Source organism: Fodinibius salicampi (genome assembly GCF_039545095.1).
GTDB classification, from domain to species: Bacteria; Bacteroidota; Rhodothermia; order Balneolales; family Balneolaceae; genus Fodinibius; species Fodinibius salicampi.
On record NZ_BAABRS010000003.1, the window covers coordinates 210825 to 226137 of the forward strand.

Consider the following 15313-nt stretch of genomic DNA (forward strand, 5'->3'; position numbering starts at 1 on the left):
ATATTAATTTCTCATTAATGCAGCAGTATCCAGGATAAGCCCCACGGTCCCATCTCCGAGGATCGCCCCACCGGAGATATGCTTCATTTCATTTACCATATTGATCGATTTACCAACAAGCTGCTGCTGACCGATTACTTCATCCACTAAGAGCGCATATTTTTTATTGGCATTTCTGATAGCCAAAAGTGTTCCATCCGTTAGACTTTCCGTGCCCTCCGTGATACCAAAGTGATCGTGCAAGCGAATTACCGGAACGGTCTCTCCCCGGATAGAAACTTTTTCCGAATTACCCATTACGGTAAATATATCCTTCTTCTTAGCTCTAAATGCCCGGTCGATATTTAAAATTGGAACAATAAAGCGTTGTCCACCAACTCTCACCAGCATTCCATCCGTAATAGCAAGCGTAAAAGGCAGTTCAATAATTATCTTTGTTCCGTGGCCTTCCTCTGATTCAATATCTACTTTACCCTTTAAATTCTCTATCGATCTTCGAACCACATCCATACCTACACCCCGACCTGATAAGTCCGTCACTTCATCAGTAGAAGAAAATCCGGGAAGGAAAATAAGATTATGAATTTCTTTATCTGTCAGGTTTGCCTCAGCATCTACCAGGCCTTTATTTACCGCTTTTTCCAACACTTTCTTCTTATTGATACCCCGGCCGTCATCTTCAATTTCTATCACAACCTTACCGCCTTCCTGCGAGGCCCGCAGCCATACCGTGGCCTGCTCGGGCTTGCCGCTTCTCTTCCGTTCTTCCGGGGTCTCTATACCATGATCAATAGCATTTCGCACCATATGAACCAACGGCTCATTGATAATATCCACCATATTCCGGTCAATCTCAGTATCCTCGCCAAAGGTTGATAATTTAACTTCTTTTCCGGCTTTTTTGGACAGGTCCCGAACGAGCCTATTCATCTTATGGAAGGTGCCCTTTAGCGGTACCATACGCAGAGTCAAACTTGTATCCTGCAGCTCACGCAAAATCTTGCTGGTATGATTTATTTTCTTCTGCAATTTAGAATGATCCGGGATACTCTCATCCTGTGCCACAACCGAATGGGCGATTACAAGCTCGCCGATCATATCAATAAGCTGATCGAGTCGACTTATATTAACCCGTACCGATGCTTCCGTTTGTGAATCATCCGACGGATTCTTAACCGTACCGTTGGCCTTTGCCTCTCCATTTTCAAGCACTTCTTCATTAGATTCTACCGGAGCGTTATATTGAATCCCACCCTCCTCGGCAAGTGCTTTTTCAGGGGCAATGGCCTCGCTGGCAATTCTCTCCAAGACTATAATCAGGCGATCATAATTCAAAGGTTTGGGCAGGCGGTCTCCACCTTCTGAAACCTCTATCACATCGAGCATATTGTTGATAATATCAATGGCTTCCAGGGATATATCTGCACAAGCGGTATCAAATCCAATTTCATCATCCCGAACCATGCTCAACATCGTTTCCAACAGATGCGTAAAATCCGAAATAGGCGGTAACCCCATAAAGGCAGAGGTCCCTTTAATGGTATGGAATGCTCTAAATACCTTGTTGATAAGCTCATCGTCGTTCGGATTTTCCTCGAGCTCAAGCAGTGCTCCTTCCGCCATATCCAGCAGCTCGGTACATTCCGTCACAAATTCCCCTACCATTACGACATCGATCTCCTCGGGGATGAAAAAAACCACATCATTTGTCCCCTGTGATCGGGCTATTTCATCGTCCGCGATCTGAGTTTCTGTCAGTTCATTGTCGTCGGAAATTCCTTCCGACCATTGAGCCTCAGACTCAATAGTAATCGCTTCTTCAACGATTCTTGCAATTTCAGGCAATCCCGTTTTTAGCTGTGACTGACCTCCTGATTCAGCATTTTCTACTAGATCCAAAGCATCTTCTAATACAGAAGAAACCTTCTCATCAGATTGATCAATGCCGATCGCTAACAGCTTGCTTAGCTCCCGTACCTCTTCATCTGAAATATCACTCTCATCCAGCGCCATAATATACGCCGCTAAATCATCCAGCGTTTTTCCTTCTAGTTCAATATTGTCATTTGTACCCGTTTCGCTTGTTTCAGGATCAGAAGTTTCAGTAGCTTCATCTTCAAGCTCAATGAGAGTATCGGCAGATTCTTTCTCCCCGGCCAGTGCATCGTAGAGATCATCATAAGCCTTCTCAAAGTCTTTGACCTCTATATCTCCGTCATTGACGATGTATTCCCGTATTGTATTAACAGCCTGCATAGTAGCTGTTTTTACACTCATAAAGTACTCGTCCTTCTCGAAGAGGTACTTAAAACCTTCCCAAGAAATATCAATAAGTTTTTGTAGCTGCCCGATATTTTCATCAAAGCCGGAGATAAATTCCTCAAACTCCGCTCCTGCAACGGCTACATTTTCTCTGTCAGCCGGCCATACATCAGCCAGGGCACGAATTATGCCTTCAAGATCTTCTATTCTTTCATTCTTTATGCTACTCATTCTAATCCCGCCATTTTATTTAGATTCACTTAATACCATGGTAAGCCAAAACTCTGTATTTGCACTCGTAAATTTCATCCTTTTGGTGGGAGGCTTATTTGGCATAAATAAGGTGAGATCACTCCCCCGCGTAGCCGTTGGCAGAGACGACTGGCCCCGAAATCCTACTTTTTCGACATTAGCGGCTACATCACCGGCCAAGATGTTTGAAACCTCTCCGATAAGATCCCCCATATCATCGCTCTCAAATGGTAGCTCCATACCAATGAAAGCCTCTGAAAGGTACACAGCCGTTTCCTTGGGTATTGCAAGCATTAATGAAAGGGTATGGCTGGAATTAAATACCGTCACATTCCCCACAATTCCGTTAAGGGGATCATTACCGTTGCTACCCGGAATATAAGATGGTTCTTCACCCAGCATGGATCCAAACGTATTAACAACAGATTCCCGAACCTTTTTTACAATATCTTCAGGAATTTCATTTAACTCATCGAAATTATCTAAATTCATTTATCTATTATCTATGTCGTTTTAAGAATTGAGAATACCTTTAAAGAAGCTTTTATCTCCATCATCTTCGTCCTCACCAACAGCTATGTTTCCATCATCGTCAAAATAATTGCTGATGGCCTTATGCATTTTATCTGCTGTGAAGGGTTTGGTAACATATTCATTAGCCCCACCTTCATTTAAGGCTTTATCAACTTTGCCCATCGACTTTTCAGCGGTGACCATAATTATTGGAATGTTTTTCCTCCCTTGGTCGCGTACTGCTCTTGCGAACTCTACGCCCGTCATATTGGGCATATTCCAATCAACGAATAAGATTTCTATATCGTCATTGAACTTACTTAGTGCATCTTCTCCATCCTTGGCCTCTATATATTCAAAATCCGCAAGCATTAATTGGTTAAGTGCTCTCTTTACAGCACTTCTCATAATCTTGGAATCATCTACTACTAATGCCTTTATTTTAGCCATTACTTACTCCATTAAACTTTGAGTTTAGATATCAATGATAATTCGGAACAACATTTTGTGCTGGTTCAACCATCAACATTAACTATTGACGGCTGAATACTTTAACTGACCCAAAAGTTGCCAACTGATATTAATTTTACCTTTCGGGTTTATTTATCGGTTGAAGTGACAAATTCTTAAACTATTTTATTGGGGATTTCTTCATTCGTCGCTGAGATCTCCATTATTATTTTGATATAGCTTTTTCTAATTGAGATATTAGAAGTCAGAGCAGGAATAAATCTACCGAAAACTTTTTTTAAAGCTTACTCTTTGGGGGTCGATAAAAAAGGGAAGGCATTATATAACTATAATATTTAGTACAGTAATCCGGGTACATGCTATCACGTTCATCCAAAATAAAATCCTCCTCTGCAGTACAATCGCCTGGTAAAGTTCAATACGTACAAGAATACCTCTCCGACGTACATGCACCCACAGACTTCCCATCTATTGAAGAGGAAAAGGGAAGTCATGGGAAAGATCACAGTTCTTCTTCAGAAAAAGAAGCACAGGGACAATCCCCCAGTAACGACAGCCCGGATTTAGAACTCCTCGTTCCCCGGAAAAATTTTCAAGAACTCTTTAATCGTTTTTTTGTTTTAGGACATAAGCAACTCCTGATGCTTCAAACGAAAATACGAAAACCTAAAGATCCCAATAATCATTCTGCTCTTGTCTTAGGCGATATTGATAATCAAAAGGTTCAGGCACTTCGCCGACATTACTATCAGCTTCAAATGCTGCTTTTCAATATGTCGAAAGGAAATAATCACAGCTCAAGAATTTGACATTCCTTGCTATCCCAAATAAATAGCCTCATACTTTGGCTGGATAAAATTTACCAACTGGTCTCCCTTGATTTTAATTTGAAAAAAACCTTCTTCTTAAAGAAGATTTAACTTGCCCGACGATTCCTTTTATTCTCAATTGAAGCCGAACTGTTTTCTGGCAATTCTTTTTCGTTATCACACTCATCATAGAGGTCTTCAATAATGTCACTCAGCTCACTTATCCCTTTTTGAATTTTTGACCTATATTTTTCTACCCGTTCAGCATCAACCTCATCCTGAAGAAACATCTGCATGAGTTCCAAGTATCCTGAAATAGCACTAATGGGAGACATAGCATTATGCATATATTCTCTTACCATCTTATCCCTCAATTCAAGAGCAGGCCTCAACTTTTGGAACTCATCTGCTATGGCCATTCGCTTTATTATGGGATGTTCCCCTTCCCATCCGTTATCCTCCTCCCTTTTTTTTGAGTCTCCTTCATTTTTACTAACCAATGCAACAAATGTATCGTCTGTAACACCCATCATACTTTAACGGTCTAATGAACATGAACACTTATGCCAGATAAGATTAAAGCAATTGTAAATGATATTTTTAGCCAACGTTTAGGATCTTATCGGACAACCCTGTCTTAAATATATTAAATAATTCTAATATTAGAAATAATTAATATAAATATTGATTAAGTGTGCAGCAGACCTTTAATTATATTTTATAAAATTATAGTCGCAAGTATTAAAAATGGATAGCTTACTTTTAGTTAAATTATTTCAAAAGAACTATATATCATCTTTTAATTTACCCTCTGCTGGTTTCCAATTCTCTCCCAGTGATTTGCTCAACTAGCCATAGAGGAAGGAGTTCATTTCTATGCAAAAAGCTATTGAATTTCTTTTCATCAATACTTCTGAGGACTATATTTCTGCAGCTCTCGAAATTCTACAGCAGGATGGGATGGAGTTTCAATACACCTCCCTTGAAAAACAAGCAGAAATACTACAGGCTATAGAAAAAGAGGGGCGATGGGATTTAATTCTCCTTTCTGCAAAACCTCCCGCCGACAACTTTTCTATACTTGAGCTTATTAAAAAGCAGAATAGAAAGGTTCCTGTTATAACCCTAACAGAGCAAGAAAATTATAAGAGGGTCGCTATATCTGCGATGGAGAAAGGAGCAAATGATTGTGTATCAAAAGAACATATAGAACGATTATTACCTGTTGCTAAAAGGGAATTAAAAAATAAACGGAAAACCGACTATCTCGCTAATGCCGCTCATGACATGCGTACCGGCATAAATTCAATTATTTTATCAAGTAAATTACTGATTGAACATGACCATGATGATTTAAAACTAGAGCAGCGTAAGTTTACAAATGCGATATACCACTCCGGTCATCATTTGCTCCGATATATTGAATCATTTTTAGAACCCGAAGATGATGGTGGGGTCTATGCCACAAAAGAAAACCTAAATACCATTGATCTCCATTCATTTTGCAAGAATATGTATCAAATATTCTTACCTATTGCCAAAGAAAAGGACATCCAGTTTGAATATAAGATAGGAAAGCACTGCCCCTCCCAAATCCAAACAAATGCTATTTATTTGGAACGTATTTTAACCAATATTTTATCAAATGCGTTTAAATATACACAAAAGGGCAACGTAACTTTTAATACCTATTCACCAGATGCCAAAATTAAACAAGAATCCAACAATATTGTTGCCTTTCAAGTAAATGATACTGGAATAGGCATTCCCGAAAAACAACAAAAACAAATATTTAACCGATACAACCGGGGAAGCCAATCAGAAAACCAAGAGACTATGGGCCATGGCCTTGGATTAGATATTTGTCAACAGTTAACAAATATATTAGAAGGAGAGCTGCATATAGAAAGTGAAGTCGGCACCGGTAGCACATTCACGCTCTACCTACCGGCCGGCTACCTATCACCTCATCCAGAAAAACCCAAAATTTCTCGGAAAAATGAGCACTCTATACTGCCTGGGTCTGTAGAAAAATTAGATAATACGGTTCTGGTTGTAGACGACAGTAGGATGCATAACCTGGCTATCAAAGAATTTTTAAGCTATAAGATAAACCATTGCTTTACTGCCAGCTCTACTAATGAGGCTTACAGCATTCTCCAGGAACAATCGGTAGATTGTATTGTCCTCGATTTAGTTTTAGCTGATCAAAGTGGGATAGATGTGGCAAAATATTTGAGAAAGAAGACGGGATATTCAGATATCCCTATTATTATTTATACCGGTAAAAAGTTATCTAAGAAAGAGCGCAAACTCTCGGATAAATATGTTGATGCGGTTGTTCAAAAAGGGGCAGGAAGTTACAATAAGTTGATGAATACTATCTGTACTTCTCTTACAGCCAATTCTTTTTATTAAGAATCGTCTTAGGACTTAGCTGTTTTATAATATTAAACTACGGCGTTTCTATAATCATACTCCCTGTAAGTCTAATTTTACGCCGTCAATCCCGGAACAAAGCTCCTATATTTCCATATCACTTGTAGCCATCACAAATATTCCACTCTTTAGGGTATAAAAATAATGTATAAAATAAGATTATCGCGGTATACAATCCGCAGGAAACTGCACCTGCTCATCTTTTCTTTATTCTTTTGCGTAAGTTTCATGACTGTTCGCCCATCCTCTTTATATGCCCAACAAATTCCGATAAATGACATTTACCAGGATTACCTGTGTACACTGCAAATCAGTGGTACATTTTCATCCTCAGGAGAGTACTCTGATCCTTATACCAATGCAGATTCTCTAATCACTGTTCTTAATCGTTTGGGACCTCATCCCTGGAATAATTTGCCACCGGAAACTTTAGCCCACGATAATTCATCCGGCTCCCTTGTTTTTATTCCCCATGATCCCATTATTCGCAACTATTGGCAGTCTCTCGAGCCAAGCGGCAATCAGGATGGCCCTGTTTGGCAGGGAAGAGGTTTTACAAATGATCTTTCGGCAGGCTTTTTTGCCAGCTATGGAATCTTTTCGGCATCTATCAGACCTCATGTTATTTTTACTCAAAATAAAAGTTTTACGCTTTCTCCCTATTCCACAAACCCAAACAGATCTGAGTATTCCTATCCGCTGGGAAATATTGACTGGCCACAACGCTTTGGAAATAGCAGCTACTGGAGCTTATATCCCGGAAATTCCTATATCCGCGCTGATTACAATGGATGGATGACAGGCATATCCAATGAACTCATGCGATGGGGGCCGGCTCGGAAAAATGCACTTCTTCTGGACAGTAACGCCCCGGGATTCCGACACTTCTTTATCGGCACTTCCAAACCTAAGGATATCTATATAGGCGAATTGCAAACCAAACTATTCTGGGGAAGACTAAAAGAGTCGGACTATTTTGATAATAATCAATTCAATAATAAGCGTTACATAACCGGCCTTACTTTATCGATTTCTCCCAAGCCCGCTCCGGGTCTAAAGCTGGGTATTAACAGAATCTTTTATGAAACGATCCCTCCCGAAGGAATACCTGTAGGTGATCTCTTTAAGATTTTCGAAGCTCTCACAAAAATCAACTTTGCCAACAATTCCAATGCGGGTGGCAATGACCAATCAGACCAACTCTTATCTTTATTTGGGCAATGGCGATTTCCGGAGAGCGGCTTAGAAATTTATGGAGAATGGGCACGGACCGACCACAGCTGGAATTGGCGTGATTTTTTTACGGAACCGGAGCACAGTCGTGGATATACTCTTGGTCTTGAAAAAACAATATCCTTAAGTAATAATAGGATATTGTCTATAAACGGGGAATTAACTCAACTTGAATCAAGCAAAACAGGACATTTTAGGCCAGACCCGACTTTTTATGTCCACGGAACTGCCCGGCAAGGGTATACCAACCGGGGACAACTGCTGGGAGCTTCAATTGGACCCGGATCCAGCAGTCAATATCTTGATGGAACGTTATACTTTGATAGGGGACGGTTAAAAGTTTTTGGGCAGCGTGTAGCCCAAAATAACGACTTCCTCTACCAGTCAGATGCTATGCTCAATGCAAACATACAAAGCCCCGATAATCCAAAATACTGGTTACATAATATTGAATTCCGATTCGGTGCTTCCTATACCTATTTTTACAAACAGATAGAAACGGAGATTGGCTTTACCTATCGGCGGGAACTTAATGATCATTATATCTATAAAAATGATAAAAACCATTTGGGAATAGCCTTTGCTCTTCGCTATCGCCTTTCTCAATTGCGGTAACCCAGAAAAGATAATATTTACTTATTCGCCCCTAATAACAAAAAAGCCCGGCTGCAATAAGATGCAGCCGGGCTTGATACGTTACGTTAACGTGTGTTACTATACACAAACGAGGATTTTAAAAAACTTATTCAACTTCTTCTAAGGTGATAACGCCCACTTCCGTTTGTTCACCTTCTTCGACCATGACATCAAACAAGGTCGTGTCAGCATACTGATCATTGGTTGGTTCAATACTCAAATCATATTGACCGCTCTCTAATCCCTGCAGTAAGAATTCACCGTCCTCATCTGCCTGAGTAGTGGCGCTAGTATCTTCACCCACAATCGCAAAAATATTGGGGGTAGACTCGGAAGGCTCTACTGCTCCGGATATTGATCCTACTTCAACTTCCTCTCCACTTTCTACAAAAGCCTTGAGTACGGGTTTAAGGATATACTTTCCACTCTTACCGGCTTTATGTACGGACCGGCCAGCATCAAAGTCAACTACTACATCGATATTTTCACCAGCTTCAAGCTCTGTCTTGAATTTAATTTTGTAACCGGATTGTTGTCCACTTGGTACTTTTAAATCCTTAAGCATACTATCTACCATAACGGTATTATCACTTCCGAGGATCAGTCGCAGCTCTTTATAATGTCCAGGATCCAATTCAGCGTCAGCCAAAAGGGTATCGACTCCATTTGTCAGTTCTAATAAATCAACCTTCATTGGCTCTACCGGTAAATCTATCCATTCACCAGAGGGATCACTTGCGGTATCGCTGCTAAATGGAGTATAGTGTATGCGCATGGCCTGCACATCTATATTCACTTCCTGATAATCACCGGGTGCATCAGTGAGTTTTACCTTCATATGTGCCTTTCCATTTTCCGCTCCACCAAAATTCACATCATTGCAAGAAACTGCTACTGAGACTATCAGTGCAAATGCAAATAGCCCTTTTAAAACACGGGGTACTGTAGATTTAAGATTTGATATATTCATCATGATACTTTTCTCCTATTTAATAATAATTGATTTGTTATTCTATATGCCCTATAGAGTATCCTTTTAAATTGAGGTCACTCCTTTTTGTTCCCCTTTTTTTAATAATCCCTTTCATTTCCTTCTAACTTCTTTTCATTTTGCTTACAGCTGTTTACAGATCTATCCAAAATTCAATTCCAATTAGACTAATGGATTCCCAGCTTCTCTATTTTACGTAGCCACCCCTAACTTTGTGAAAGTTCATACTTAAGAATTATCCATTCTATACGATAAGCATGGTGACAAATAGCAATACAAACCAAGGGTCAATTATTCTACCTGTAATTTTAAATACATTTAACTACGCTACATCATGCATACCTTGAAATACCTTTTGAGACATCTTTTTTCAGTAGCTCTATTTACTTTTGCTCTCACAGCATTGAGCTATGCTCAGGAACATAAATCCCAAGATGGTCAGCTTAAGCAGCTGCAGGAAAACCTTAAAAACGATTATTTTTCTTTTGGTCTGTTAGTGCAGGGCCTGGCAGACTTTCAACCGGAAAGAATGGCCGGTTATAATGGATTCAAGGCATCCAAAGGTCGATTTAAAATATCTGGCATATTTGACAACCAGTTTGGGTATAACCTCCAGGCAACTATGTTGAAGAGTCCTTCTATCCTGGATGCAAACGTTTATTACAAACCAACGGTTAACTTCTCAATCAAAGGCGGAATTTTTAAATCGCCCTTTACGCATGAATACCTGACCGGAGCGGGATCAATTCTCTTTGCAAGCCGATCTACCGTAGTTAATCAATTGGGGACCAAGCGACAGGTAGGTTTTCAGATCGATACCTATACTTCCGAAAAAACATTCCGTTTTACGGGCGGTATTTTTAATGGCAATAATTACAGTGGCAATAGCAATGATGACAATAAATTTCTATACGTTGGTCGAATCGAAAGCTATCTGGGCGACGACAGCAACCAAACAAAACTTGGAGTCAGCATTGCACATGAGACAAAAGACGCACCGGGAGCCGGGAACTTGTCCACGGGGTATATAGGAAAACAAACTCTTCTTACAACATACGCCAGCCTTACCCAGAATAAGCTACTGCTGGACGGTGAGTTTATTCACGGATGGCGAAATCCAGACGTTGGTCCCGATAGTAATCCCTATGGCTATTATTTCACAGCAGGATATTTAGTCACAGACAGCAGCCGCCTGTTGATTCGATGGGATGCTTTTGAAGGAGATAATTTAACTCAGGATACAGAGCAGATTCTTGTTGGCTTCAACCATACCCCCAACAGCTTTACAAAGCTAAAGCTAAATTACGTATTACCAACCAACGATAGTATCGAATACTCAAACTTTTTGGCTATCCTTCAGGTAGGATTTTAAACTTCATACAATTTCATCTGATAGCCGGATGATAGCCGGAAAAGGTCGTTGCTTCCTCCTTAATTGGAGGGTCTGCAACGGCCTTTTCATTTTTAAAACAGTATTCACTACCCCTCAAATATCGTATCCACAAAAAGTAATTGCGGGGTTAATCGTAAATATGTTTCTTTAGGCTTACTTATGGTTAATTGATTTTTCTGACATGAATAAAGCTTTTTTTCTGGATCGCGACGGAACCATTAATGTAGACTATAACTATGTACACCGTCCCGAAGAATGGACCTGGTGCGATAATGCAATTAAAGCTTTGCAATGGATACAGAACCACAGCTATAAGATTATTGTCGTCACTAATCAGTCGGGTATTGCCCGGGGCAGGTATACCGAAGAACAGGTTCAAAGCTTGCACAAATGGGCCGATAAACAACTTGCTGAACAAAATATCTCCATTGACGGCTGGTATTATGCTCCTCACCATCCCACGCACGACCCCGACAAGGAATATGCGCCCGAAGACCGCAAACCCGGTACGGGCATGTTTGAAAAAGCCGCCCAAAAGCATAATATCGATTTTAGTAAATCATATATGGCCGGAGATAAAATAACAGATCTCAAACCGGCTATTGAGCTGGGAATGACTCCCTTCTTTATACGCTCCCGCCACGAAGCCAATCAGGATGGGCGATGGCTCGAGAAACACAACCTTGTCCGACACAACACGCTCTTTGATGCTATCCAGACTCTTGACTAAGCTTCTGCAGAATGTCTACAAGAAATGATATTTAAGACATTCTGTATGGGAAACAGTCTTTTCTTCTGGCTTTCAAACACCAAATTTGTTTATAAAGCGGCCAAGAGTCTGTTATCCCCTATAAAAAGTGATTTAATCTCTCTTTTTTATTACTCTTAAAGTAATAAAAGTAGGGGAGGCAAATATGAAACAATCACTCGTAGTTCTCATCTTCTTGCTGTTAAGTAGTAAAGCAGCAGTGTGCCAGCCGCAAAATTCGGACACGCTCTCGTATATCCACCCATACTGGTCACCCGACGGACAACACATCGCTTTTGCAACAGCAATTGAAGACAATTTTGATATTTTTTCAATCAACTTACGCAGGAAGGAAATCCGGCAGGTGAGCTCCCATCCTGCCAATGATTACTATCCGGCCTGGTCACCCAATGGTAATTATATCGCCTATTTCTCAGAAAGAGAGCGGGAGCAGTATTATGATATGCGCCATGCCAGCAAGAAATCGGAGCAGTTTCCCATCAGTTCGGCACGTGATGGAGACCTGCCTTCATGGTCGCCGGATAGCCAGAATCTGCTTTATCATTCCAGTGAAGACGGTGATATGGAAATCTATCTCCGCAACTACAGAGCAAAGGATATACGAAAACTGACCTCCAATGAAGCGACCGATGTTTACCCCTTCTTTTCGCCCAGCGGTAAAGATATTTTATTCTTAACAGACCGGGATGGCAATTTCGAAATTTATACTATGGAACCCGACGGGCGTAATCAAACACGACTCACCTACTCTCCCCATTCCTATGAAGTAGATCCGGTCTGGTCACCTGATGGTGAAAAAATCGCCTTTTCTTCTGATCGCAATGACAACTTTGACCTGTATGTCATGGATAAAGACGGTTCAAATCAAAGGCAACTTACAACCGATCCTCATTTTGATCTCGGACCGCAATGGGCGCCGGATGGACACACTCTCCTTTTTACCTCCAATCGCTTCGGAAGCTTCGATCTTTTCACTATCGATATTAGGAATAAAACCATGAAGCAGCTTACTGCTCATTCTGCAAAAGATTACTACGCTTCTTGGTCGCCCAACGGACAAGAAATTCTGTTTTGTTCCGATCGTTCCGGTCCGGATGAAATCTATATCATGAACAAAGACGGAACAGATTTGAGAAAAATAAAAATCAACCGATACCAATAGTTCATAATTCAAGACCTTTCCGGTATAACTAAATTACTAATTATATATCCGGCTGAATTTCTTGCCATTCATTTGTTATATTAAGCGATCGAATTATACCGTACTATATTTATCATCGGTCGGACTTCGGATTACAGTTGACCACTTTAAAACCTTGCAGTAACATTTAACCATACAGATTGTCGTTATGAAAATTCATGAGTATCAAGCGAAGGATTTACTAAAAAAATATGATGTAGCCGTGCCAGCAGGCGTTTCGGCAACCTCGGCAGATGAGGCCGTAAAAGCTGCTGAAGAAATGAAAGCGGATGGCGCTACACTATTTGTCGTAAAAGCCCAAATCCATGCCGGTGGACGCGGCAAAGGGAAAACGAAAAACAGTGGAGTCAGCGGTGTTATTCTCTGCGATACCATTGATGAAGTCCGTGATGCCGCCGAATCGCTGCTTGGTGATGTACTGGTTACCAAACAAACCGGAGAAGAGGGTCAGAAGGTTCAGCGTATTTATGTAACTGATGGCGTCGATATTGAGCAGGAGTTCTATCTCGGTATTCTGCTCGACCGCTCAAAGAGCAAGAATGTAATTATGGTATCTACCGAAGGCGGAGTGGAAATCGAAAAAGTTGCTGAAGAAACACCCGACAAAATTATCAAGGAATGGATAGAACCGGGTATGGACCTGCAACACAACCAGGCACGCCGTCTCGCTTTTGCCCTCGGGCTCGAAGGCGATGCCTTTAAAAAAGCCGTGAAATTTATCATGGCATTGTATAAGTGCTATGAAGAAACCGATGCAAATATGGTCGAAATCAACCCGCTGGTACTCACTCCCTCTGGCGATGTGATGGCCCTCGATGCCAAGATGACTTTTGATGACAACGCGCTCTTCCGCCACCCGGAAATTGAGGAACTGCGTGATAAATCGGAAGAAAATCCGGTAGAGCTTGAAGCTTCCGAATACGGGCTGAATTATATTAAGCTCGACGGTAATGTTGGTTGTATGGTCAACGGTGCGGGACTTGCCATGGCGACCATGGATATCATCAAGCTTTCCGGCGGCGATCCGGCTAACTTCCTGGATGTGGGCGGAAGCGCCAATGTGGAAACCGTGAAAAACGGCTTCCGTATTATCCTTGAAGATAAAAACGTGAAAGCGATTTTGATTAATATTTTTGGTGGAATTGTACGATGCGACCGTGTAGCAAATGGAGTCATTGAAGCGGTCAAAGATCCTGAAATCGCAGAGAAGGTTCAGGATGTACCCATTATCGTCCGCCTGCAGGGAACCAATGCCGAGGAAGCGAAGGAGATCATTGACAATTCAGACTTGAATGTCATCTCTGCCGTGCTGCTTAAAGATGCTGCGGAAGAAGTTTCCAAGGTGCTGGCGGCGTAATCCAAACAATCCTTCTTATTTACACCCAAGGGACGCGATAAATCGCGTCCCTTTTTTATTTCCTTTCATTTGCAATTAGTAACTTCTTTTTTTAATTCATCTAATGCCCTAATAACAATGTAATACCCTTTGAAATTTTTTTCCTCCATATATATTCGATTGGTCTACTGCCTGTTGGGGGCTCTATTATTACTCTCAGGATGCGATTCATCTTTTGAGCCTCACCAAGAGAATAGTCGCTATTACTTCTCCATGTTCGGTTATCTTGATGCCTCTGCCGATACTCAATGGGTTCGCATAATGCCCGTGCGGGATTCTCTGCTGCACCAGCCGCACGAAATAGATGCCACCGTTACATTGGAAGAGCTAGAAACCGGGAAAACTATAACACTGAACGACTCTCTTTTTCACTTTTCCAATAATCGATATGCCCATAATTTCTGGACAACCCAGCCACTGGAGCCGTCTAGAACGTATCGCCTAAAAGCAGAACGATCCGATGGTGCAGCAAGCCATACCACCATCACTTTGCCCACAGACTATCCCACTCCCATTGCCTATATCTGGGAACCGGACGATTTCACTCCCGATAGAATAGATATTAAAGATATTGAAAAATTGGTGGATGCTCAGGTTATTCATCAAACCCAAGATCAACGCTCCACTATAAATTTCATAAAAGATACCGTTGTAGTCCCTGATAGATCCTATCAAGTACTCATTCAACCGTGGATAAATTATGAATCTATCGGGACAACCCTCGATGCAATCCCCAATGAAGATCTAAAAATATTTGTAGCTGCTGCAACCAATGAATTTCCGGATTTTGCAACCATAGATGAAATAACTATCACCTTTCCGGGGGGAGTATCTAATGTAGAAAATGGAGTAGGTTATGTGGCTGGCATAGTCAGCAAAACAATCCCTTATCGAAGTTGCTTTAACAACAACCTAAAACGCACTCCTTGTCCCCTGATTAAATAAATG

At 41.1% G+C, this 15313-nt stretch carries 13 protein-coding genes; 8 read left to right on the plus strand and 5 right to left on the minus strand.

The annotated features are described in order from the left end of the window. Window positions 1-3: 3 nt before the first annotated feature. Genes ABEB05_RS12100 through ABEB05_RS12110 form a run of 3 tightly spaced genes read right to left on the minus strand, consistent with a single transcriptional unit; the run spans window position 4 to window position 3477 of the window. Window positions 4-2493, minus strand: a complete 2490-nt coding sequence (locus tag ABEB05_RS12100) for a chemotaxis protein CheA (RefSeq protein ID WP_265790461.1) — start codon at window positions 2491-2493, stop codon at window positions 4-6. Window positions 2494-2508: 15 nt separating this feature from the next. Further along, window positions 2509-3006: a chemotaxis protein CheX gene (locus ABEB05_RS12105; protein ID WP_265790462.1), complete on the minus strand. Its 498-nt coding sequence runs from the start codon at window positions 3004-3006 to the stop codon at window positions 2509-2511. Between the two features lie 21 nt (window positions 3007-3027). Next, window positions 3028-3477, minus strand: a complete 450-nt coding sequence (locus ABEB05_RS12110) for a response regulator (protein ID WP_265790463.1) — start codon at window positions 3475-3477, stop codon at window positions 3028-3030. A 377-nt stretch (window positions 3478-3854) separates the two neighbouring features. Between ABEB05_RS12110 and ABEB05_RS12115 the strand changes: the two genes are divergently transcribed. Further along, on the plus strand, window positions 3855-4307 hold the full coding sequence (locus tag ABEB05_RS12115) for a hypothetical protein (protein WP_265790464.1): 453 nt from the start codon (window positions 3855-3857) through the stop codon (window positions 4305-4307). A gap of 107 nt (window positions 4308-4414) precedes the next feature. Here ABEB05_RS12115 and ABEB05_RS12120 read toward each other — a convergent pair whose 3' ends face one another. Then, window positions 4415-4840 carry a histidine kinase dimerization/phospho-acceptor domain-containing protein gene (locus ABEB05_RS12120; RefSeq protein ID WP_265790465.1) on the minus strand — a complete coding sequence of 142 codons (426 nt, stop codon included), beginning with the start codon at window positions 4838-4840 and terminating at the stop codon, window positions 4415-4417. 343 nt (window positions 4841-5183) lie between these two features. On the opposite strand from ABEB05_RS12120, the gene ABEB05_RS12125 reads away from it, so the two are divergent. Both ABEB05_RS12125 and ABEB05_RS12130 read left to right on the plus strand, forming a co-directional pair. Continuing rightward, the gene (locus tag ABEB05_RS12125; protein ID WP_265790466.1) at window positions 5184-6725 is read left to right on the plus strand and encodes an ATP-binding response regulator; all 1542 of its coding nucleotides are present in this window, start codon (window positions 5184-5186) and stop codon (window positions 6723-6725) included. Between the two features lie 249 nt (window positions 6726-6974). Then, on the plus strand, window positions 6975-8594 hold the full coding sequence (locus ABEB05_RS12130) for a capsule assembly Wzi family protein (RefSeq protein ID WP_265790467.1): 1620 nt from the start codon (window positions 6975-6977) through the stop codon (window positions 8592-8594). 127 nt (window positions 8595-8721) lie between these two features. On the opposite strand, the gene ABEB05_RS12135 is transcribed toward ABEB05_RS12130, so the two are convergent. Further along, on the minus strand, window positions 8722-9588 hold the full coding sequence (locus ABEB05_RS12135; RefSeq protein WP_265790469.1) for a DUF4382 domain-containing protein: 867 nt from the start codon (window positions 9586-9588) through the stop codon (window positions 8722-8724). Window positions 9589-9940: 352 nt separating this feature from the next. Between ABEB05_RS12135 and ABEB05_RS12140 the strand changes: the two genes are divergently transcribed. The 5 genes from ABEB05_RS12140 (at window position 9941) to ABEB05_RS12160 (ending at window position 15310) form a co-directional block, all read left to right on the plus strand. Beyond that, complete coding sequence (locus ABEB05_RS12140) at window positions 9941-10978, plus strand: porin (protein WP_265790471.1); 1038 nt, start codon at window positions 9941-9943, stop codon at window positions 10976-10978. 202 nt (window positions 10979-11180) lie between these two features. Further along, on the plus strand, window positions 11181-11729 hold the full coding sequence (locus tag ABEB05_RS12145; RefSeq protein WP_265790473.1) for a D-glycero-alpha-D-manno-heptose-1,7-bisphosphate 7-phosphatase: 549 nt from the start codon (window positions 11181-11183) through the stop codon (window positions 11727-11729). A 184-nt stretch (window positions 11730-11913) separates the two neighbouring features. Then, window positions 11914-12930: a TolB family protein gene (locus ABEB05_RS12150; protein ID WP_265790475.1), complete on the plus strand. Its 1017-nt coding sequence runs from the start codon at window positions 11914-11916 to the stop codon at window positions 12928-12930. 187 nt (window positions 12931-13117) lie between these two features. Continuing rightward, the gene (gene sucC, locus ABEB05_RS12155) at window positions 13118-14326 is read left to right on the plus strand and encodes an ADP-forming succinate--CoA ligase subunit beta (protein ID WP_265790477.1); all 1209 of its coding nucleotides are present in this window, start codon (window positions 13118-13120) and stop codon (window positions 14324-14326) included. Window positions 14327-14455: 129 nt separating this feature from the next. Continuing rightward, a complete protein-coding gene (locus ABEB05_RS12160) occupies window positions 14456-15310 on the plus strand; it encodes a hypothetical protein (RefSeq protein ID WP_265790479.1) in 855 nt (284 codons plus the stop codon). Window positions 15311-15313: the final 3 nt, after the last annotated feature.

What these genes read in the sequence shown, in the direction of transcription:
- ABEB05_RS12135 (WP_265790469.1), bottom strand. Translation starts at nt 9,588, where the DNA reads ATGATGAATATATCAAATCTTAAATCTACAGTACCCCGTGTTTTAAAA.
- ABEB05_RS12140 (WP_265790471.1), top strand. Translation starts at nt 9,941, where the DNA reads ATGCATACCTTGAAATACCTTTTGAGACATCTTTTTTCAGTAGCTCTA.
- ABEB05_RS12105 (WP_265790462.1), bottom strand. Translation starts at nt 3,006, where the DNA reads ATGAATTTAGATAATTTCGATGAGTTAAATGAAATTCCTGAAGATATT.
- ABEB05_RS12120 (WP_265790465.1), bottom strand. Translation starts at nt 4,840, where the DNA reads ATGATGGGTGTTACAGACGATACATTTGTTGCATTGGTTAGTAAAAAT.
- ABEB05_RS12115 (WP_265790464.1), top strand. Translation starts at nt 3,855, where the DNA reads ATGCTATCACGTTCATCCAAAATAAAATCCTCCTCTGCAGTACAATCG.
- sucC (WP_265790477.1), top strand. Translation starts at nt 13,118, where the DNA reads ATGAAAATTCATGAGTATCAAGCGAAGGATTTACTAAAAAAATATGAT.
- ABEB05_RS12145 (WP_265790473.1), top strand. Translation starts at nt 11,181, where the DNA reads ATGAATAAAGCTTTTTTTCTGGATCGCGACGGAACCATTAATGTAGAC.
- ABEB05_RS12110 (WP_265790463.1), bottom strand. Translation starts at nt 3,477, where the DNA reads ATGGCTAAAATAAAGGCATTAGTAGTAGATGATTCCAAGATTATGAGA.
- ABEB05_RS12150 (WP_265790475.1), top strand. Translation starts at nt 11,914, where the DNA reads ATGAAACAATCACTCGTAGTTCTCATCTTCTTGCTGTTAAGTAGTAAA.
- ABEB05_RS12125 (WP_265790466.1), top strand. Translation starts at nt 5,184, where the DNA reads ATGCAAAAAGCTATTGAATTTCTTTTCATCAATACTTCTGAGGACTAT.
- ABEB05_RS12100 (WP_265790461.1), bottom strand. Translation starts at nt 2,493, where the DNA reads ATGAGTAGCATAAAGAATGAAAGAATAGAAGATCTTGAAGGCATAATT.
- ABEB05_RS12130 (WP_265790467.1), top strand. Translation starts at nt 6,975, where the DNA reads ATGACTGTTCGCCCATCCTCTTTATATGCCCAACAAATTCCGATAAAT.